Annotated in this window: 15 protein-coding genes; 7 read left to right on the forward strand and 8 right to left on the reverse strand. The window is 47.6% G+C overall.

The window, feature by feature from the left end; genetic code table 11:
• Window positions 1-48 precede the first annotated feature (48 nt).
• The 5 genes from WG89_RS04170 to WG89_RS04190 all read right to left on the reverse strand — a co-directional run bounded on the left by WG89_RS04170 (window position 49) and on the right by WG89_RS04190 (window position 9,722).
• Entirely contained in the window at window positions 49-3,162 is a 3,114-nt protein-coding gene (locus WG89_RS04170) for an ExeM/NucH family extracellular endonuclease (RefSeq protein WP_062261660.1), read from the reverse strand.
• A 226-nt stretch (window positions 3,163-3,388) separates the two neighbouring features.
• Window positions 3,389-4,960 carry a bifunctional UDP-sugar hydrolase/5'-nucleotidase UshA gene (ushA, locus tag WG89_RS04175; RefSeq protein ID WP_281177676.1) on the reverse strand — a complete coding sequence of 524 codons (1,572 nt, stop codon included), beginning with the start codon at window positions 4,958-4,960 and terminating at the stop codon, window positions 3,389-3,391.
• A gap of 161 nt (window positions 4,961-5,121) precedes the next feature.
• A complete protein-coding gene (locus WG89_RS04180) occupies window positions 5,122-6,402 on the reverse strand; it encodes an OprD family outer membrane porin (RefSeq protein ID WP_062261667.1) in 1,281 nt (426 codons plus the stop codon).
• Between the two features lie 397 nt (window positions 6,403-6,799).
• Window positions 6,800-8,989, reverse strand: coding sequence for a hypothetical protein (locus WG89_RS04185; protein ID WP_062261670.1), 2,190 nt, complete (start codon window positions 8,987-8,989; stop codon window positions 6,800-6,802).
• 175 nt (window positions 8,990-9,164) lie between these two features.
• Window positions 9,165-9,722, reverse strand: a complete 558-nt coding sequence (locus WG89_RS04190; protein ID WP_062261673.1) for a hypothetical protein — start codon at window positions 9,720-9,722, stop codon at window positions 9,165-9,167.
• Window positions 9,723-10,024: 302 nt separating this feature from the next.
• Here WG89_RS04190 and WG89_RS04195 point away from each other — a divergent pair, with 302 nt between their 5' ends.
• Window positions 10,025-11,407, forward strand: coding sequence for a mannose-1-phosphate guanylyltransferase/mannose-6-phosphate isomerase (locus WG89_RS04195; RefSeq protein WP_062261676.1), 1,383 nt, complete (start codon window positions 10,025-10,027; stop codon window positions 11,405-11,407).
• A gap of 89 nt (window positions 11,408-11,496) precedes the next feature.
• Here the strand turns inward: WG89_RS04195 and WG89_RS04200 are convergent, their stop codons facing one another.
• A complete protein-coding gene (locus WG89_RS04200; protein ID WP_062261679.1) occupies window positions 11,497-11,964 on the reverse strand; it encodes an Lrp/AsnC family transcriptional regulator in 468 nt (155 codons plus the stop codon).
• Between the two features lie 462 nt (window positions 11,965-12,426).
• Between WG89_RS04200 and hppD the strand changes: the two genes are divergently transcribed.
• The 6 genes from hppD to WG89_RS04230 all read left to right on the forward strand — a co-directional run bounded on the left by hppD (window position 12,427) and on the right by WG89_RS04230 (window position 18,937).
• Window positions 12,427-13,515: a 4-hydroxyphenylpyruvate dioxygenase gene (gene hppD, locus WG89_RS04205; protein ID WP_062261682.1), complete on the forward strand. Its 1,089-nt coding sequence runs from the start codon at window positions 12,427-12,429 to the stop codon at window positions 13,513-13,515.
• Between the two features lie 215 nt (window positions 13,516-13,730).
• Complete coding sequence (gene phhA / locus WG89_RS04210; RefSeq protein WP_062261756.1) at window positions 13,731-14,522, forward strand: phenylalanine 4-monooxygenase; 792 nt, start codon at window positions 13,731-13,733, stop codon at window positions 14,520-14,522.
• A 108-nt stretch (window positions 14,523-14,630) separates the two neighbouring features.
• Window positions 14,631-15,995 (forward strand): YfiM family lipoprotein, encoded by a 1,365-nt coding sequence (locus tag WG89_RS04215; RefSeq protein ID WP_062261686.1) that lies wholly within the window; start codon window positions 14,631-14,633, stop codon window positions 15,993-15,995.
• Window positions 15,996-16,260: 265 nt separating this feature from the next.
• A complete protein-coding gene (locus tag WG89_RS04220; protein ID WP_079253645.1) occupies window positions 16,261-17,067 on the forward strand; it encodes an alpha/beta fold hydrolase in 807 nt (268 codons plus the stop codon).
• Window positions 17,057-17,905 (forward strand): alpha/beta hydrolase, encoded by an 849-nt coding sequence (locus WG89_RS04225; RefSeq protein ID WP_062261692.1) that lies wholly within the window; start codon window positions 17,057-17,059, stop codon window positions 17,903-17,905. Before WG89_RS04220 ends, WG89_RS04225 begins: the two co-directional genes overlap by 11 nt.
• Window positions 17,906-18,088: 183 nt before the next feature.
• Entirely contained in the window at window positions 18,089-18,937 is an 849-nt protein-coding gene (locus WG89_RS04230) for a DUF4892 domain-containing protein (protein WP_062261694.1), read from the forward strand.
• A gap of 198 nt (window positions 18,938-19,135) precedes the next feature.
• Here WG89_RS04230 and WG89_RS04235 read toward each other — a convergent pair whose 3' ends face one another.
• Window positions 19,136-20,467, reverse strand: coding sequence for an MATE family efflux transporter (locus tag WG89_RS04235; RefSeq protein WP_245662870.1), 1,332 nt, complete (start codon window positions 20,465-20,467; stop codon window positions 19,136-19,138).
• A 312-nt stretch (window positions 20,468-20,779) separates the two neighbouring features.
• Window positions 20,780-20,968: hypothetical protein (locus tag WG89_RS31650; protein WP_216638433.1), on the reverse strand; the 189-nt coding region annotated here is incomplete at its 5' end.

Below are 20,968 nucleotides of genomic sequence, written 5' to 3' on the forward strand. Positions count from 1 at the left end.
GCGAACGGGGAGAACTCAACATGTCATTTGAGCCTCCCTTTGAACTACTTAGCCCCGAATGATTTCTCTTCTGGATTCTCTGACGGCAGGCTTTGTGTAGCTCTTGATCTCTCTGATCAGCACACGGGCTTCCTTACGCTTCATATCCAGTTCAAGCACTTCAACCAGTACTTTTGGCAATGACTTGTAAGGGTTGTTCAGCACCGCTTCAACCAGAGTATCGCTGTCCATATCCAGTACTTTTGACAGTTCAACGGCTGTTGCAGCTCGGGTTACATCACGACGCTTAAGATCCAGTTTTGCACGACGAAGGTCATAGGCATCCATAGCCAGAAGTGTTTCAAGGCTGTGTTTTTTCTGCAGGGCCAGTGACCAGGCGGTGGAAACACTGTCAAGATAAAGCACTTCATCGGCGTCAATGGTTTCAATGGCTGACAGTTTCAGCAGATCATCGCTGGCGGTAAGCAAGCCTGTCTGATCTTCGTTCTCTGTTGAGAATTCAGGGTAGGCCACTCCCCACTGTGCCAGGATATCACTGTTGTAATCCTGCATCTCCAGTGACACTTTGGCGTCAGAAAGGTCGTTGACACTGACGGTTTGAGTCTCGGAAAGGCTGTAGTCCAGAGTCAGGAGGATCGGGTCATGATCCGATGAACTGAAGACATTGTCAGACTTCTCAAGACTACCAGAGTACCTGCGGCTGTATTCAAAGAGACTGTTCTCCACTGAGTTGATATGCCAGTCAGTGACAGCGGACAGTTTTGCAGTGATAGAGCCAGAACCCAGTACATGGTCAAGGCTGCCCAGCTCTCCATCAAAGCTGTAAGAGAAAGCTTCAGTACCCTGTTTGAACTCAGCCAGGTTGATATAACCATAACCCATGTCCAGTTCACGTCCCTGATCACCGTCCAGAGGCTTTTCGCCAATAAAGGTGTATGGGGCGGTGACCAGTTTACGACCTTCGCCCTGATAGTCGGTCAGCAGTCGTACAGGGTCTTCCTTGCCATAGGCGTTCAAATCACCCATCACCAGAACGTCACCCGCCGTATTGCTGCGCATATAGTCGCCCAATACTTCGGCTGCAGACAGTCTGAACTCATTACAGCTGCCTTGAAGGTCGTCTTCGTAACCGTCGACTCTTTTGGCGTTGCGCTCATCAATACGACCGCTGCTGGTTAAAGGCACAGGCTGTTGATATTCAACGAAATCGTTAAAGCACTGTGAACCTTTGGATTTCAGATGGTTAACAACAACGGTAAGGTCGCGTTGCTGGCCGTCTTCAAGGGAAACATTAAAGGTTTGCACCAGTGCGTTACGCTGTCCTTTGAACAGGTCCTTGGTGATTTCCTCTCCACCCTGAAGGGCCAGGAATTTCGCCTTCTGAATAGGCATTTCAATGATATTAGATTGACCGTCCAGGCTGACTTTGGCAGGGCGGTAGAGCAGGCCAACAGTAATGGCGTCCGTACCAATGACTTTACCGTCAGGTGACTGTACGAACTGATAGTGATCATCAGCATTAGCCAGCTCTGCGTTCAAACCATTGATCAGGTTCTGGATAGCTGATGCCGAACCGAAGCCATTATTCTCGATTTCCATCAGACCAATGATGTCGGCATCCATAGCCACCATTGCGTTGATGATTTTGGTGCGCTGCTTGTCGAAGTCGGCTTCGTTATTGCCGGCACCACGGTTTTGACCCAACGGATTACTGTCACCACCGACTCCTGAATTGAAGTAGTTCAGAACATTAAAGCTGGCGATGGTCAGGTCTCTGTTTGCGGGCAGTTCAGGCTGGTCGGTACGATCCGTGAAGTCATGCTGGAAGTCAGCCGCTACCAGGTTTTCATCGGTAGCGGGGATAAGGCGGTATTCGCTATAACTGAACCCGATAACACCTTCAAGATTATCGACCTTGTCACCAATGCGGATATAGCCGTCTTCTGCATTGAAACCACTGAAATACGGCAGGTCACCATTAGCAGGCTTCTGATCAGTTTCAACAAACAAGTGGCCTTTGCTGTTTTGTGCAGCCAACTGCTTGGCTTCGTCGCTCAGTGCAGGGTGTTTCTGGGTAGGCTTGTAGAGTGGCGCAGAAAGGGACAGAACCATATTGTTTCTGAAACTGTCGTAGTCGAAGCCAAAGTTACGGGTGACTACCAGGTCGGAATTCGTTGTAGTCACCAGCATGCCTTCATAAGCTTCCAGCTGCTCTTCCAGAGGCAGTTCTGGATCAAGCTGCAAATAAGCCGGCGATACCTGAGGATTTTCATCCAGAATCTGATAATTTGTTTCAGACAGGGAAACCTGAGTCTGGTTAAAGAACTCTTTTACCTGGCCCTGCAGACAAACTGTGGCGCCTTCACGGATATCGGTAGCAGGAGCACTGCCTGTGTAGACAAAGATACCGTCAGAGGTCAGATCATTGTCATCACCTTCTGCATCCTGGATAAAGAACCCTTTGTAGAGAGATTCTACCCGTTTGGTGATAACCCCTTTAACGGTTACGATATCACCTGAGAAGCTGCCTTCAGGAACCAGTGGGCTGCTGTCGCCTTCTCCTTGAATGGCATAAACCGGTGTCATATCACCTTCGCAGACCCAGGCTGGAGGGGGAGGGGTTCCTCCACCATCAACCGGTGCTTTGCCAAGGCCTTCAATCGTGTTTTTTGCCAGTACATCCCAGTCGTCTTCCTGGTAGCTGCTGCTGGCATTGAGGGCACTGGATTTTCTGGCCAGAGTCTTGTCTTTGCCAAAATCTTTGTCGCCAAAAACGCCGATCTGATCAACTGTGTTACCCGCAGTTGTCTGCAGTTCAACAGGATCATCACCATTAAAGTTTGTGACAGATCCATTGAGTAGCTGGGCCTTGGCTTTCATGGCATCACTGGAGCTGCTATGAGCGATAACATAAGTGCTGCCATCAGGCAGGCTGCCAGAAAGGGCTAATGTGCTTTTGGATGAGGCATTGCCGTTGGTAAATTTCACCAGCTGGTAATTGGAAAGATCTACCGTTGAGCCGGTGTTGTTGAACAACTCAATGGCTTTCTCGTAGCCGCTGCCTTCAACGTATTCGGAAATAATTAAATCGGCCTGGGCTGAAACAGGCATAGCAACGCCTGCTGCAATAGCCAGCGCGAGAGGGGTCAGGTTATTTTTCACAGTATTTCACTCATTTTTTATTGTGAAAAACATTTTTTTGCCCGTTGTTATTGGAATGGACTCAAAAATATTTTCCGGTGTTCATTTTTTGTGGTCATAACTGCCTGGTTTTTTGACCATACATCCTGAAAATGACAGTTATGTAACTACTGCTTTTTATGAAAGGAATGTGCGCTTGCAAATACTGCGAACTGCAAGCGCTGGGTTTCAGATCAATAATATTGAATTACTGACGTACAACGCCTTGCGGCTTGAAATTGGCTACTTTCAGAGGAGAGTTGTTTTCAACATATTCCTTGAGTACATCAGCGTCGAGGAATCCTGTATCAACAAAGCCGGCTTTGTTGCTCAGTTTGGGGTACTTGTCACCGCCACCGGCAGAGAAGCTGAGAATGGCCATTTTGTAGGTTTTCCCGGTGTCGATTTTGTCACCTGATACTTTGACATCGCTGACCTTGCCGTCGTTGATCATCATCTCAATGCCGGAAAAGTGTGCGAATGCGCCACTGTTGGTGGGCTTGGCCGCCACTACAGCCAGATAATCCAGAACTTCCTGTCCGTTCATTTCAACGGTGGTCAGAGTGTTGCCGAATGGCAAAACAGTCAGAACGTCTTTGTAGGTGATTTCACCTTCGTCGATGCTGGCACGGATACCGCCGCCGTTCATGACAGCAAAGTCTGCACCGGTTTTTGCCATGAAGGCTTCGGTCAGAAGTGTGCCCAGGTTAGTCGGTTCGAAGCGAACTTCCTTGCGCTCGCCCATCAGACGTTGATCAACAGTCCCTACTTTTTCCTGAACCAGCTTGGCGCCTTTTTCCTGATAGGGCGTCAGCATTTCCAGCATGGCTGGGTCCTGGGCCAGTTTTACTTCAGCGTTTTTCGGGTTAACGGCAATCAGTTTGTAGTCAACCAGGTTTAGTTCACCATTTTTGAACTCGAAGTCTGCACGACCTACAAATTTGCCCCATTCCTGGGCCTGTACGATGTAGGTACCGTTTTGCTGGTCAGGCTTGAACAGAGGGTCTTGAGAGTGGCCGCCGACGATCAGGTCAATACCATCAACATTTCTGGCCAGAGTAACGTCACCCGGCGCATTAACACCATAATTGGCATCAACATAGTGGCCCATATGGGTTGAGGCGATGATGACATCGGCCTTTTTTTCCAGTTCTGGTACCAGCTTGGCTGCTACTTTTACTGGCTCTTCAAACGTCAGACCGGCAACATTTTCAGGGCTGGTTTGTTTAGGAGTATCGGTAGTCGTCAGGCCCATGATGGCAACGCGCAGGCCGTTGACTTCTATGATGGTGTAAGGTTTGAAAAGCGTTTTGCCACTTTTCTCATCTATGATATTGGCAGACAGGAAGGGGAACTTGGCCAGTTCCTGTTGCATATCAAGAATAGCGCGGGGGTTATCAAATTCGTGGTTACCGACGGCCATGGCATCATAACCGAGCAGGTTCATACCCATAAAGTCAGGAACAGCGTCCTGAAGATCGGACTCAGGAACACCGGTATTGATGTCACCGCCTGACAGAAGCAGGACATTGCCGCCATTGGCGCGTACTTCATCACGGATCTGGTTAACCAGAGTCATCCGTGCAGCCATTCCGTAGCGTCCTTTACGGTCCTGCCAGAATCGACCATGGTGGTCATTGGTATGGAGAACGGTGAGTTTGTAAGTTTTATCTTGCTGGTAGCTGACTTGGGGCTTGGTCTCCATCAGAGAGCAGCCACTGATGGAAAGGGCCAGAGCTGTTGCGGTAAACAGTTTTAGGCCGTGTCGCATTAATTGCATAAGGGCATCCTTGTTTGACTGATTTCATTGTTATGAAATGCCGTCCCTGTCAAGGTTGGAGCATGCAGACTCAGACGACACTTACAGCCAATTTCTTGTTATTGGAGCCATCTCTCCTGTAGGAGAAATGGCTCACACACTGAATGAGCGTGGGTTTACAATCAGAACTTGTAGTCCAGGTAAACACGCAGCTGGTTTTCGTCACTCTCACCGGGTACGTCGTCGTGGGTGTAGACAGCGTAACGAACACGAGTGCTCAGTCCCTTAACATTCTGGAATTTGTACTTCAGATCGATGCCGTGTTCGGTTTCAGAAGCGTCGCCACCACCGACTACGTCGATGCCTGAGCCATGACGGAATTTGTAGTCAATGGTCAGACCCTTGAATCCGGCGTCAGCAAAGTTGTAACCAAAGCCCAGGGCGATGACTTTCTCACCATCCCAGTAGAACTCTTCAACCAGACCTGAGTTGGTCCAGGTGTTCCATGCGCCGTAGGAGTAACGACCAAAGTCATAGTAATGACGACCGGTCTTTTCGCTGCCATCGTACATGTAGGAGTCAGCTTGCGTGTAACCCAGCCCAGCACGGACATAGGCAGCACCGAAGGAGTACTTGGCATTGAAATCGAAGGTTTGAGCCTTGTCGCCAAAGCCGTTACCACCCCAGCCACCACGTCCGCTCCAGAGGTCACCGTTTTCCTGAGAAATACGGTAGTTACCTTCCAGTGTCAGGCCGTTGCCGTCAGCCATTTTGGTGTGGTGTTTAACGATGAACTGGTGGCCTTTGAGGTAGTCTTTGGCGAAACCATTCATGTACTTCAGGCTGAAGTTATCGATCTTGTAGTTGGCTTCCATACCCAGAATGGAGTCAATACGCTTGCCTTCGTAGGTTTCCATCTGCTTCATGCCAGCAGTGTCCCTTGGCAGAACAGCATTAACCCAGGCAACACCTACATTCAGACCGCTGAAGTTAAAGTCGGCATCAATACCCTGCCAGGAGCTTGGAATAGAGCGAGAACCAGAACCTGAAATCAGGCCGGTGTAGATGCGGGTACGTCCAGCTTTGAAAGAAGCACCCATATCCTTGTCACCGAACTTGCCTTTCAGGTAAGCCTGGCCCAGTTTACTCATGCCTTTCTTGCTGCCGTAGATCAGCAGGTTCTTAGGGTCTTTGGTGTTGCCGTCGTCAATGGCGTCTGCGCCGTAGTATGAAGCGTCAAAACCAAACATGTCGAAAGCATAACCCGACTTCAGGTTGATAACGGCACTGGCAGTCCATGCACCAGCGTCGCCTTTTCCGTCTTTCTTGTCTGCGTCGATATAAACAGTTCTCAATTTTCCGCCGATCGTGGCGTCTTCATAAAGAGAACTGAAATCTGCGTGTGCTGTTGTTGCAGTGATAGCTGCAGTAATAGCCAAACAAAGTGTACTCTTCCGGTACATTGTAACTCCCTGGGTGTTGTGTTTATTGTCTTTATTTTCCGGTCAGTCATCTCATAGCAAATTTAATGCCGATAGAGAGCCCCTTGTGACCAGATCCGTGTCAGTGAATCATGCTGCTTTTTGAGCAGTTATGATCGGGTTTGGGATTCTAGTACCAGTTTAAATAATTTGCATCATAAATTTATAAGCAATTTGACTTAGTAGTCAGATTTTTTTAATGGTTTTGGTGATCAAAGCTAAGGGCGGTATTGATTCCGGTTTTTTTAAACGACAGATGTTTTTTTTTAGAAAAGACAGGGCGAAAACTAATCACTTTGATTAATTAATGTGAGTAACCTCTAATTGAAAGTGTCGTATGGTTGCTAAGAAGAAAAGATTGGAGAAGTAAAAAAATAAATCAATTTTGATAGGGGCATTCGATCGGTATTAATTGACCACTTTCTTCTGTGTACCAGTCGATTTTGCCATCTTTGGTTGCCAGTTTTACGGTCACTTCTGGTTCCGTTGCACTCACAATGCCACGTTTTAGGGCATCCATGGAAACTATGGATCTTCCATTGATCTGATAGGTCTCCAATCCTATAACGCCCGCACCGCGAGCCCCGAATAAATAAGATGGCTTGCTGGCATTGGTTGTATAGTCAATGGCCAGATTGCCATCAGGAAGATGAGTTACGGTTACCAGATGGTTGTCATCAGGGTCCTTGCCCATGGGGGTTAGTAGAAAGGGAGTGACTTTTCGTAATCGATAGGCTTCGAGTTTCGTCTGGTAGGCAGCAAAGCTTTGAGTGAGGAGTTTCGACAATGCAGTAGCAGCCCGTCTGTTTCCAAGAAACCGCATCAGCTGTGTGCTTTCCATAGTATGGAGACCATGTTCGAAATGCCTGTCTTTTCTTTTTTTTCTACTTCCAGGGGCTACTCTGAAATCAAAGTCAGTACGGGGGCGGTCTTTTTCAAACTGAGCCAGCATCTCATCCGATTCATTAATACTCCTTAAAATGGTCTGCCACTCTTTACGCATCTGGTCTTTGATATTCAGGGACTCTGGAGTCAAAGGTGTTTGTGTATTGAGCCCGTATTGAAGGGTCTTGGGGAGTCTCTTTGCTGCTTCTTCCGCTATATGCTCGACCCATTGTTCTGAAGGCCCCTTGATCATTTCCCGAACTTCTTGAGAAACCGTAGTGAGTTGGCAGGCTTCGTTCATTTCCTCTACAAGAATAAACAGGCGAGAGATGCTGGCGTCGTAGGCAAAATCATTTGTCCTGTCATTAACCTTGCTAAGAAGTGCCGGTAGTTCTGAGACTTTAAATTTTCTTAAATCCTTATCAGTTTCGTTGAAGCGTTCGACTCTCTTAACAATCAGGTCCATGTTTTGGTGAAATGTTTGTTGCCAGGGAGAGTCCTGTATTTGATCCGGCGGATTGGGGGATATCAGGTGTTGGGAAACCAGTGAGAAAAGCTGGCTGAACATGGGGAGTTCCCCAGGCATTTGAATCATTAGCGCCATTACATAATGATTAAGCCTCTCTTCAGTTAATTGCTTCTGTTGAATATCGGATATAAGGGCAGAAGCCGTTATCTCTGTATTTTCATCCAGAGTAGCTGCTGACAATAAAGACAGACATTCCTGAAGAACGGGTCCAATTGGATTTGCAGTCTCAGTGCTTGCCAATCGCTGCTGAAGACTGATGTTTGATTGAAGAGCGCTAACACACATTTGCAATGACTGATCTAACCCTTCGTAATATTGAATGGCGGGATCGATGGTTAATGCCAGTAATCGATCAAGATGGTCAACCTCTAGAGGCTCTTGCAACTGGCTTTTGGCCGGCTCTTCGACAAATTCTGAAAGTGAGAGGCAAAATGCTTCCAGCTTCTTTAGTGTCATGAAGCCTGACTGCTCCGAAGCAAGTTTCTGGACAGGTCGGGATTTAAGAGTCCGCTCCATCGCCCAAAAGTGTTCTGCAGTTAACTCTACAGGGAGCAATGTATAGCTATCGGGGCTGTTTTTGCGAATAAATCCCAGCCGGGTTAAATCATCATTAGAAAAAAGAGGCGCTTCATCGACTCTGGCAGGGTATACACAATGGAAAATATAGTTTTGGTTTAAAGTGCGCCCATCCTCAATCCAGGCTCGACCAAATTCTATGGGATCTGTGCAAGTCAGGTAACGATCCAATAGAAATAATTGTTGGTCATTGAGCTTTGTGGCAAAGAACCCTGCCGGTTTGAGAGCATTGGTTTGTCCAGTGGCCATGCCCAACTCTGTCATCAAAAAGGCAACTTTGCTGCGGAACTGGTCTTTGCTTTCATAGAAATCAGAATAATGTTGTTCCAGTGATTCTACGAATTGATCCAGTGGCTGCTGTTTCAGTCTTTTGTTTCTCAATTGCAGCAATTCTTCGCCGCCCCCTTTGGCAGATATTTGCCATTGAGCCAGCGTTTTTGCTGAAAAAGGTTGTCCGTGAGGTAGAGCCGTGTGAGCAGGCTGAGCTTTAACTTTGTGGCCCTGCCATAAACCTGAGATACGACCAAGCCCGCTGGATAGCGAGTGATAGACGGAGCTGAATATCCTGGGTATTCGCATGCCTGACCGATCTTCCTTGATAAGAGGTATGCAATTCTGAGTTAGATATCTTTATTGCAACTCATATATAAAAAACTAGAGATAATTGAGTGAGTTAGCCAGTTTGAGAGCATCTTTCAATGGAATCCTGCCAGGATGCTCCCAAACCGATATGATAAAGAATGCCTTTCAGGGCCTAATCTTCCAGTTCAAGCATCCAGTCGCCAGTCATCCAGAACTCGTCGAGGTCCAGTGACATGACCGGGCGGTCTCCCTGGTCAAACAGTGCTTTTGCATCTTCAAAGGCTTCAATGCAATCTTCCTCCAGAACAGGGCCGATCAGTTCTGGACGATTCTCATTGTCTTTACCGGCGCGATCCAGAATTTCTGCAGCTTCAAAGCCAAAGGGGCAACCCCAGAGTTCTTTTAGACGCTGTTTTGAAGCACCGTAGGCTATTTTGGCAATATTGATATCATGCATTTTGCACCAGAGTATGGTCGACATGGCCGAGCATTCAGGCTCAGCATTGGTCAGCAGAATCAGCTCCTGATCTTTGCGGACATGATAGTTTTGGGTCAGTGCATGCAATGCCAGTCCCTCTGCGCTGAACAAAGGACTTATATGGCGGGCATGAGCGGCGGTGACCAGAATCTGACCACAGGGGTCGAGAATGCAGCAGGCATAGGGGGCGACCGGGTTAGCATTGATGCCAAGCTCAATCAGCTCACCCATCATCTCTTCATACTCTTGCATGACCGTTCTCCGGGCTGAGTAAAAACAGGCAAATGTTATGGCCTATAAGCTAGTCATAAACCGCAGTAAACGTTAGAAATTATTTTTCTTTTGTACTGTCTGCCGAATTAATCAGTCGTTGGTTTCAAAAATTGAAGCATTTTTGAACAAAGAGTTGTCTGGCCTTTTGTTTGAGATGTCTGTCTCAGTGTGGAGTTCAGTCATTTGTATTATATGAAGTTCCATGGTTGCCCATTCACGGGTAAGATGCGTTCTCAGGGAATACAAAGAATGATAAGCCCGCAGTATAAGGTGAAGAACGAATGATACCGGTTATTCTTTCAGGGGGCAGTGGCACACGCTTGTGGCCTTTAAGCCGGAAAGACCATCCTAAACAGTTTCTGAAGTTACTCTCGGATCACTCCCTGATCCAGGAAACCCTGCTTCGTCTGAAAGGGTTGAGCAAGCAGAAGCCTATCGTGATATGTCACGAATCCCACCGTTTCAAGGTGTTGGAACATAGCCGTCAGATTAATCAGCCACTGGAAGCTATTTTTCTTGAACCTATGGCCAGAAATACGGCACCTGCCCTGGCTTTGGTGGCGCTGCAGAGAGTCGCACTGGGGCAGAATGAACCTTTATTGGTATTACCTGCTGACCACCGTATTCTGGATGTGAAAGCTTTTCAGGACGCTTTGAAAGTTGCTGAGCTACATGCACTGACCGGGGCGCTGGTGGCTCTGGGGGTTGAAGCAGAAGAACCTCATACCGGTTATGGCTATATCAAGCGGGGCGGGAAAAAGTGTAACGCTTATCGTATAGACAGTTTTCGCGAGAAGCCTGATCTGGCAACGGCCAAGTCGTATGTAGAATCCGGAGACTATTACTGGAACAGCGGCATCTTTATGTTTCAGCCTGAAGCCTATCTGGATGAGCTGCAAAGGAATGAACCGGGTATTGTTGTCGCATGTCATAAGGCATTAGCCAGTCTTCACGAAGACCTGCAATTTCTTCGAATCAATGAACAGGCTTATGGCAGTAGCCCTTCCAACTCCATTGATTATGCGGTGATGGAACATACCCGAAAAGGGGTGGTCGTACCGGTATCCTGTGGCTGGTCAGATATCGGTAGCTGGACCTCATTACAGGCATGTTCCGAAGCTGATGAACAGGGAAATGTCATCAAAGGGAAGGCCATTGTCGAGCAATGCAGTAATAGTTACATTCGCTCCGGGCACAGAACCGTAGCTGCTGTGGGGCTTGAGAATGTAGTGATTGTTGACAGTCATGATGCGGTGATGGTGGCTTCAGCAGATCATGTACAGGATGTAGGCAAGCTGGCCAAACAGTTCCAAAGCCCTTCGAGCGTCAAGCTACCTCAACAGGAAGAAGAAGTCTTTCGCCCCTGGGGTCACTATAAAAATCTGTCTGTGGAAGACAATTACTGCGTGAGGAAGCTGAGCATTTTGCCCGGCGCTTCCTTATCAGAACACAGTCATAACCTGAGATCCGAGAGTTGGGTGGTCCTCCAGGGGCAGGCAAGAGTTCGAGTTGAAGGTCAGGTACATGATCTGGGACCGGGTGAATCCATTAATATCAAGAGCAAGCTGAAACACAGGCTGGAGAATGTGGGCGAGGGTCCCTTGGAAATTATTGAAACCCAGACAGGGCTGGCCATTTCTGAAGAGGATATTGATCGAATATAGGAATCGGTATACCCGAAAGTGCAGCGGCCCGAGGCTTAATGCTTTTAAAACAGGTGCTGCTGCAATTTTGTTGCATCGCTGACAGCCCTTTATAAGGGCAGGGCTGTGGTGGATTTTACTGAGGCCAGGGCCAGAGCGGTTTTAACATGGCTGACGCCCGGCAGGGTAAGCAGCTCTTTCATAATAAACTCATTTAATGCCTGACTGTTGGGTGCCATGACTTTCAGCAGGTAATCGCCCTCACCCGTAATAGCGTGGCACTCCAGTATCTGATCCATATGAAGGATTGAGGTTTGAAAACTTTCCGCTGAGTTTTTGCCGTGCTTGGCCAGAGTTACCGTCACAAAGGCTGACACATCCAGGCCCAGGGCCTGGGGGTTCAGCTGAGCTACCTGTTTTCTGATATACCCCAGCTTCTTCAGGCGGCTAATGCGCCTGGAGCATTGAGAACTGGACAGATTCACCCGCTGAGCGAGGTCTGCCAGAGAGACACCGTCTTCCTTCTGCAGGCTATCCAGAAGACTTACGTCGTACTTATCCAAAGATTCAGCCATCATGAACACGGTCCTGATATGCAAGCAATTTGCATAATCCTGTTTTATTACTTTTTATGTCGCAACCATTTTGCATGACCACCCTTCTATACTCTATTTATCCAGTGGATGCAGCTATTACAATATTTTGCCGTTGCCAGACGGGCTCCACGGATATGCCTCTCCCTGAATCCAAATTTGATAAAACTCAGGGCAGGGAGCCTGGCAGACTCAAGGCTATTTCGGCCTGAAATCCAGAAAGAGCGGCCAGTTTTTCCGTTGAATTTATTTAAATAGAGGACTATTCGCATAAATCCAACGAAAAAACTGACTCGCTCTACTAGATTTCATGCTCGAAAGCTTAAGTCTGACAGGCTCCGGATAATTCTAATAAATTGCTGATGCGCCAGGGTTGGCCGATAGACAGCATAGCGGACTTCACAGGGAATGTTAGCCCGGATTCATTCATTACATTGAGGGTAATTCATGAAAGGTATTGGCCATTCTGCACAGGTATCTGACATCAATCCAATGGGCACAGACGGTTTTGAGTTTGTAGAGTTTGCCTCTTCAGAACCCGCTGCACTCCATGAGTTCTTTTCCAGTCTTGGGTTCAAGGCTGCTGCACACCATAAAAGCCGTGACCTGACACTCTACAAACAGGGAGATATACACTTTCTGGTGAATGGCGATGCCAACAGTTTTGGTCGAACCTTTCACAATGAACACGGTCCCTGTGCCTGTTCATTTGGTATTCGTGTTGCTGATGCAGCCTATGCTCTGGATCGTGCCCTGAGTCTGGGGGCTAAGCAGGGCGTATCTGAATATTCTGTCGATGGGCATGAGATTCCCTGCATTGTCGGTATTGGTGGAGCTCTGGTTTACCTGATTGATCGTTATGGGCCTGCAGGCACAATGTATGACGATGATTTTGAGTTTGCTGAAGAGACGGGTGGCTCTGTAGAAGTCGGTCTGGAAGTGCTGGATCACCTTACCCACAACGTTGCCCGGGGCAATATGGACAAGTGGGCTGGCTTTTATGAAACCCTGTTCAATTTCCGCGAAATTCGTTATTTCGATATCGAAGGCAAACTGACAGGTCTGAAATCCCGAGCCATGACCAGCCCCTGTGGTAAAGTCAAAATCCCCATCAATGAATCCTCCGATGATAAAAGCCAGATTGAAGAATATCTGGAACAGTATAAGGGGGAGGGCATTCAGCACATTGCCCTGACTGCCAGTGACATCTACGAGGCGGTGGATAAAATGAGGGGGCTTGGCGTTAAATTCATGACGCCTCCGCCGGCGACTTACTATGAGATGTTGCACGAACGTCTGCCTTGGCATGGTGAAGACGTTGATGCCTTGAAAACAAGGGCTATTCTGATGGACGGTGCTCCTACTTCAGATGGCGGTCTGTTGCTGCAGATTTTTACAGAAACAGCCATTGGCCCGATTTTCTTTGAAATCATTCAGAGAAAGGGCGACGAAGGCTTTGGTGAAGGTAATTTCAAAGCTCTGTTTGAAAGTATGGAGCGGGATCAGATTCGCAGGGGTGTCTTGCAGGACCAATAATAATTCTGATATTCATCAGGTAGGGGGGATGGTTTCCCCTATCTGGATGATGGGTCAATCAGGGCATTAAAAGTGCCCATGATGGATTGTGGTGAAATCAATATTTTTCACAGAGTGAGTCGCTAATGGGGCTTACGTAGATGCAAGAGCACCTGAACCATGAGAATGCTTGCAGAACCTGTGAGGGCATTTTCATAGTCAAAAGGAATTTCAGTTTGAAGAAACCGACCAGTTATGTTGCCAGAAAGCCCGATGAAAATGGCTTTATTGACTATCCCCCACAAGAGCATGAAACCTGGCGAATACTTTATGAGCGTCAGTTAGAGGCTATTGATGGGAGAGCCTGCCCTGAGTTTCTGGAAGGTCTGGATATACTGGGCCTGTCTGCCGAAGAGATCCCCCAGCTGAATGATATTAACGAAAAACTGAAAAAGGCCACTGGCTGGTCAGTAGCCCGGGTGCCGGCACTGATCTCTTTTGATCGTTTTTTTGAACTGTTGGCCAACCGTCAGTTCCCTGTAGCTACCTTTATTCGTACCCGTGAAGAGCTTGATTATCTCCAGGAGCCGGACATATTTCATGAGATTTTTGGGCACTGTCCATTGTTGACGAATCCTGATTTTGCTCGTCTGACCGAGATATATGGTCAGTTGGGGCTGGTGGCTTCCAAAGAAGAGAGGGTATACCTTGCACGGCTTTACTGGATGACAGTGGAGTTTGGCTTGGTTCACACTGATGACGGACTGCGTATCTATGGCGGGGGTATTCTCTCCAGCTTCAAAGAGACGGTCTATTCTCTGGAAAGCCCTGAGCCTGAGCGTCAGGGATTTGATGTGATTACAGCTCTGAGAACCCCGTATCGCATTGATATTCTTCAGCCTGTGTACTTTATTATCCAATCATTGTCTGAATTGCATAGCCTGACAGAGATGGATTTGATGGCAAAAGTCCATGAGGCCATGAAACTGGGTATGCTTGAACCCAGGTTTCCTCCCAAAACAGCCTGATTTCATACGGCAATACAGGGAAGTGTTGCTGTTACATTGATCTGATCCCTCATTCGATAAAACATTCAAGTTTTCTGGTCGATATACCCGTTAACCAGGTTTATGGTCATGATCATGGGCAAACGGATCAGAAAACTCCCTTCATTTCGCTCCTTTCGGTGGCAGGTGCCTTCAACTTCGCGGATCTTTATTCTGTTTAATGTCTTCCTGGTAACGGTAATCGGTGGGCTGTCTGTTGTGCTGGCTCTGGCTGTTTCCAGTGAACCGGATATCCGTTATTCCGGTGGGGGTGGAAAAGATTCATATGCCCATGCAGAAGAGTGGATGTCCCATATTCGTGATGCTTTTGAACAGGATCAGTTAAATCGGTTGAGTATTGAGCCTTCCGATATCAGGGATCTGGCTTTTTACCTGGCTAATCGAGTTCGGGTTTCAGGCAAGAAAGCCATTGCCATTACCGGTATTGAATCTCAACTGAGGGAGAAGGCTGTTGTTATCAGGGCGTCCCTGCGATCGCCATTGATTGAGAAGGTTTACCTGAATATGACTATGACAGTGTCTGAGCATGAAGATTTGCCAGAGCTGGATTCAGTCAAAATAGGAAAGGTGTCTTTCCCAGGCTGGTTATTGAGATTTTCATTCAAGAATATGTTGCTGCCTCTTCTCCCTGATGAGCAGGCAAAATTCTGGAAAACACTAACCGGTTCTGTGAAGGCTTTTGACATTACTCCCAGGCGAATCACTCTGGTTTATCGTTCAGGAAAAGAGCTCAGGCAACAATTGAAAGCCAGCGCCATGAGCTTGATGCTGGGTTCTCCCGAAGAGAAGGAAGCGATTCAACTCTACCTTGATGTGCTTGCTGCAGCAGCGGTCCAGCAGCAGGGGAGTGATCTTCAATTGTCCAGACTACTCCATACGTTGGTGGGATTAGCCAGAGCCAGAAGTTCTGAAGGGGGGAGTGCGGTTAAAGAGAATGAGCGCATGTTGAGAGCGCTGGCTATTCAATTGGCTGATCCGTCTACACGAGTCTTTCTTGCTCCGGGTATGAAACCCTATCCACTGTCACGCCCGATTTTGCTTCGCGGACGTAAAGACTTGTCGCAACATTTTATGGTCAGTGCTGCACTGGCGCTGACACTGGATGAAGAGTCTGCTTTGAACATTGGTGTCAGTAAAGAAAGAAGTGATGCCAGGGCAGGGGGGAGCGGCTTCAGCTTTCCTGATCTGGTGGCGGATCTGGCAGGCATCCGGTTCGCCGTGATTGCTACAGAGGATGAAGCCAGAGCGCGATGGCTGCAGGACTTTATCTTACAAAATAAGGGCGAGCATATCTTTATGCCAGAGGTAAGCTGGCTTCCCCAAGGCCTGACCACATCGGCTTATGAGGATTTGATCAGGCATCCTTTATACCCCGCCATGCTGGATCGTATTCTCAGAAGAATTAACAGCCTGCCATTGAATCAGGATGGATAAGATAAACTGATTAATAATATCCAATCATATATGCCGTTAATCCCTTCTTTTACATTTGCTTTACTTTCTACTTCCTGATAGTTTTCGGGCACTTAATTCAGTTGGATTGGGTAGACTTTTATCCTGATTTTTGAGTCTTGGGATTGATAACAGATACCCGTTCAGGTGAGTGGCTTAAACATTGTTTCCATATACGATGTTTAGAGTATTTTCACAGTCATTAGACGTGGCATGATGTGTCCGTCATTCGTCGCAAAGCATTAAAATGATGAGCAAGGATTCGATACATTTTTGCCATGCCAATGGATTTCCTGCACCTGTCTATCGTCGATTTCTGACCTCGCTGGAGGAAAGCTTCCGGATTCAGTATCTGGAATGCCACGGTCATAACCCAAGGTACCCTGTCAGTAATCACTGGTCTGAGCTGGTGGATGAACTGATTGAGCAGCTTGAGCGTCGATATGACGAGCCTGTGATAGGTCTGGGTCACTCATTTGGTGGTGTCATCACCTGGTTTGCTTCACGTCTAAGACCTGATCTCTATAAAGCTGTGTTATTACTTGATGCACCCTTAATGACGCCTTTAGACAGTAGTGTTTTGCGTGTGGCCAAGAAGTTCGGCGTTATGGATCGAATTACGCCATCGGGCCGAGCTGCAGAACGAAAGTCTGAATGGAACAATAGACAGGAAGCGTTGGATTATTTCCGTACCAAATCACTGTTCAGTGACTTTGATGAGCGTTGTCTGGAAGATTATGTCGACCTGGGTCTGCATCACCATTCCGATGGTCTGAAGCTTAAGTTTGATCCTGCTGTTGAATCCGCTATTTTTGCCAGCTCACCGGATCGTTTTCCAAAAGCGGAAAAAAAACGGGTACCTGCTGCCATGCTTTATGGCGAAAACAGTGACATATTGTCACGCAGAAGAGTGTTCGTGCATCGCTATCTGACGGGGCTCGAAATGAAGAGTACGGCTGGAGGCCACTTGTTTCCACTGGAGTTCCCGGAAGTGGCGGCAAGCAGTGTCCAGGCGATGATAGAGAGGCTGACTGGAGAGAGTTATGGAGCCTAGGGATATCGAAATTAATATTGGGCGGATGAGCTTCTCTGGTCAGGAATGGGGTGATCCCGACGGCCGTCCTGTTATAGCCCTTCATGGCTGGCTGGATAATGCTGCCAGCTTTGGGCCATTGGCTCCTTTTCTGCAAGGGATTCGATTGATCGCTATTGATCAGGCAGGTCATGGGCGCTCCTCTCATCGTCCGGCAGAGATGGATTACGCTATCTGGAATTATGTCGAGGATCTGGTTGAAGTCGTCGATACCCTGGAGCTTGAGACTTTCAGCCTGATGGGACATTCCATGGGCGCTATTGTTTCAGTGATGGCTTCTGCCATTCTGGAGGACAGGGTCGAAAAGGCTATTTTACTGGATGGTCTTTACCCAATGCCACGTAAACCAGAAGAAGCCCCTAATGCTCTGGCGGCTTATATTCAGGAACGTAAATCATTCCGCAGGGGTAAACCTGTAAACCGTTATCGCTCTCTGGAGCATGCCGTGCGAGTACGATGTCTGGGACAATTTCCTGTTACTCGAGACTCTTCGGCGTTATTGGTTGAACGCGCACTGTTTCAGGATGGCGATGCCTGGACATGGCGTACTGATCCTCGTCTTAACCTGCCATCACCGACTCGATTTACTCAAGATCAGGCCCTGGCCTTTGCTGAAAAGATGACCTGTGATGCGCATATGCTCTATGCAAAGGAAGGTTATGTGGATGCATTGATAGAGCCACATCGAAAGCGTCTGGCTCATATAAAATTCTACCCTATGCCTGGATCTCACCATTTCCACATGGATGGCGAAACAGAAGCGGTAGCCCGAATTGTCAATGAAGTGATGAATGACTGACTTTTATTGGCTAGTCTAATGGCTCATGTTAGGCTGGAGGCTATTGGAATACTCAGTTTCATGACCTCAACAGCCAACCGAAAGTACCGCTGGAAAACCATTAAGTAGCCAGAAGCCAAGAAAAAACAAAAGCTTCATGCTATGAGCGGCGGTACTTTTCAGTAAGGAGTGAAAAAGCACCGTATGACTCGTTTTCATTCTTTCTATCGACGGACCTTATCATTGTTTGTGACAGGCGCTTTTCTGTTCCCTGTCAGCGCATTCTCTGACGATATCGCTCCTTTTCCCAATGCCGTCCTTGATATGGAGCTTCATCAGCAGGTCACCAGCTATCCCGTCATCAGCAGCTCCATGAAAAAAGTGAACGGTGTCGTGATGGCCGATTCAGAACAGTGGCTCGACGGGGCTCTGGATCGAAAGCTCTATCTCTTGCCCAGTGGCAAGAGCAGTGATGAAGCTTACCGGTTTTTTACCCGACAGTTTAAGCAATTGGGTGTGGAGCCAGTGTTTAGTTGTGAGCGATTCAGTTGTGGTGCCAGTAACTTTTGGGCGAACAATATTTTTGATATAGCTCGACTGTATGGACTGGATAAAGAACAGGCCTATTATCTGGGTCAAAAAGAGACAAATGGCAAGATTACCTACTACCTGACTTATACCGTGAAAAGAGGTAATCGCAGGGAATATGCACTGGTGGATATTTTTACTGTGGGGAAAGCCAGGGGAGCACGGAGTAATCAGGTAGCCATGGATGATATACCGGTAAATACATCAGACCTGGAACGCTCTGAAGCTTACAAGGTTTTACTGAAAACGCTTAAAAACCAGGCTCAACCGTTGCTGATTACTGTTGAGTCAGCCTCTGCCAGAAATACTTCGGAAGTGGACCGTCTCAGTGAACGTCTGAATGCGTCGCAAAATCTACTCCAATCACGGCTGAATGACGATGGTATTGATTCTCAGCAGTTTCGTATCCAGACCATCATAGGTGACCTGAAGTCAGCAAGTCTGCATTGGCAGGTGCTTCAATAGTAAACGACATTTGATTGCCATTGGTCGGCTTTTTAGCCAGTTAGGTAGTGCATTCAAGCGTTAATACCAATACATACTCCGTTCATTCTGAGCTTGTCAAAGGATGCAGGTAATGCACTTCGACGTGCTCAGTGCGAACGTTATGGGGTTTAGCGCTTAGCTGTATGGCTGCTTAACTCTCATCTCTCAACTTCCCACTTAAACAACAATCCTTTCCCATTTCCGGGTCTGCCAAACCAGTACAAAGGCCAGAGAGCTGATGAGTCGCTGTAAAGCCTGGACAAGCCAAATAGCGGTAAGTCCCAGACCCAGTACGGGGCCAACCAGCCAGCAAAGGGGTAAAAGAATAAGCCATTGACCAGCCGCTCTTATGCCCAGAACAGTTCTATTGGCTCCGGCTCCGAGCAGGGCTTGAGTGAATACCAGTGAGGCAGCATCAAGAAAGATACTCATTCCGGTTAACTGCAGAGGGATCTTGCCCATTTCCACCAGACTTTCCTGATGCAGAAACAGTCCCAGTAAAAACTCAGGGGCAAACAGTAAGGGGAGGCTTAAAAACAACAGTACACTGGCGGCAACCAAGACGATATCCCAACCCCAGCGCCAGGCTTTGTCCGGTTTGCCTGCTCCCAGACTTTGGCTGACCAGAGTATTGGCAGCCATTCCCATGCCAATACCGGGCAATATTAAAAGCAGGGAGATATTCATCAGAACATGAGCGATGGCCAGTTCACTGGTACCCATCTGGGCGATGATCGCAAACAGCATCATAAAGCCAAAAGAGAAGAGCATTTGTTGCAGCGAGTCTGGAACCGCCAGTCGAATCAATCGAACGGTCTGTTTGAAGTCACGCTTCAACAGAAATCTGAAATCCATAAAACCATGTTCCCGCGCAGTACTCAGCAGGCTGAACAGATTCAGAACAGCGGCAAGATACATAGCCAGGAACGTCCCCAGTGCGGCACCTGCCACTCCCATAGCAGGCAGAGGTCCTATGCCATAAATCAGACAAAAGCTGACCGCAGCATTAAAAATATGCGAAACAACCAGGATGCGCAGAAAGCCTGAAGGTCTGCCAGTGCCGTTCCAGTAGCCTCTGAAAGACAGGCAGAGAGCCGCAGCGGCCAGTGACATGACCCGAATTCTGAAATAAGTAACGGCTGTATCATGTACCAGCTCACCTTGATTAAAAATTTGCAAGATCCAGGGAGCCAGGAGCATTAAAAGTAAGCTAACGGGAAGAGCAAAGAACAGAGCAATGATAATGCCATGATTGACAGGTGTCGCACAAAGTCGGCTGTTTCCAGCACCGAAACGTCTGGCTACCTGGGCCTGGACACCCGCGGAGAGGCCGGCAACCAGTGAAAGAGCAACAAAGTTGGCATAGCTGGCTGCACCCACAGCGGCCAGGGCTTCTTTTCCAAGAGGCCCGACAAGTGCAGCATCGACAAGGTTGAGGAGGCTTTGAGACAGCATCGCGATGATGATGGGAGTGCCCAATTTCAGTATGGTGGTAACGCGCTGTTTCAAGAAAACCTCAGATTATTTAGACCCTTCACTTAAATTGTATTCGTTTATAAGCATCGGTGTCACCTGTCATCAGAAGATGCATCTTTTCTCTGTATTGTATTAATACCTATCCTGTTTCGGAAATGTGCATTCCAAATGGACGGTTGGTAAGGAAAATATCAACTACGCTTTATTCGTCCCTATGCTGATTCGAGATAGTTTTGGAATTCCTTATTCATATTCTATTTCTAGTTGGCATAGACATTTTCTGTCTCCGTCTCTTTTGCTGAGAGCTATTTCAAAAATAATAAGTGTTTCCCATATAAGTCGAATTTATGAACCTTTATTAAAAATCAGATTCAGGGTATTGGTTAGGATGAGTCGTTTAGTTCTAAAGAGTCTTTTCTGTCTACCGTTATGGGTGATGTCATGTGTTGTTAGTGGTGCACCTATGGATGCAACACCTGCATTTTCTTCAGGGGAATCATCTAATCCTCCTCTGGAAACAACATCGTCATATTC

The sequence above is a fragment of the Endozoicomonas arenosclerae genome (assembly GCF_001562015.1).
Taxonomy (GTDB): domain Bacteria; phylum Pseudomonadota; class Gammaproteobacteria; order Pseudomonadales; family Endozoicomonadaceae; genus Endozoicomonas_A; species Endozoicomonas_A arenosclerae.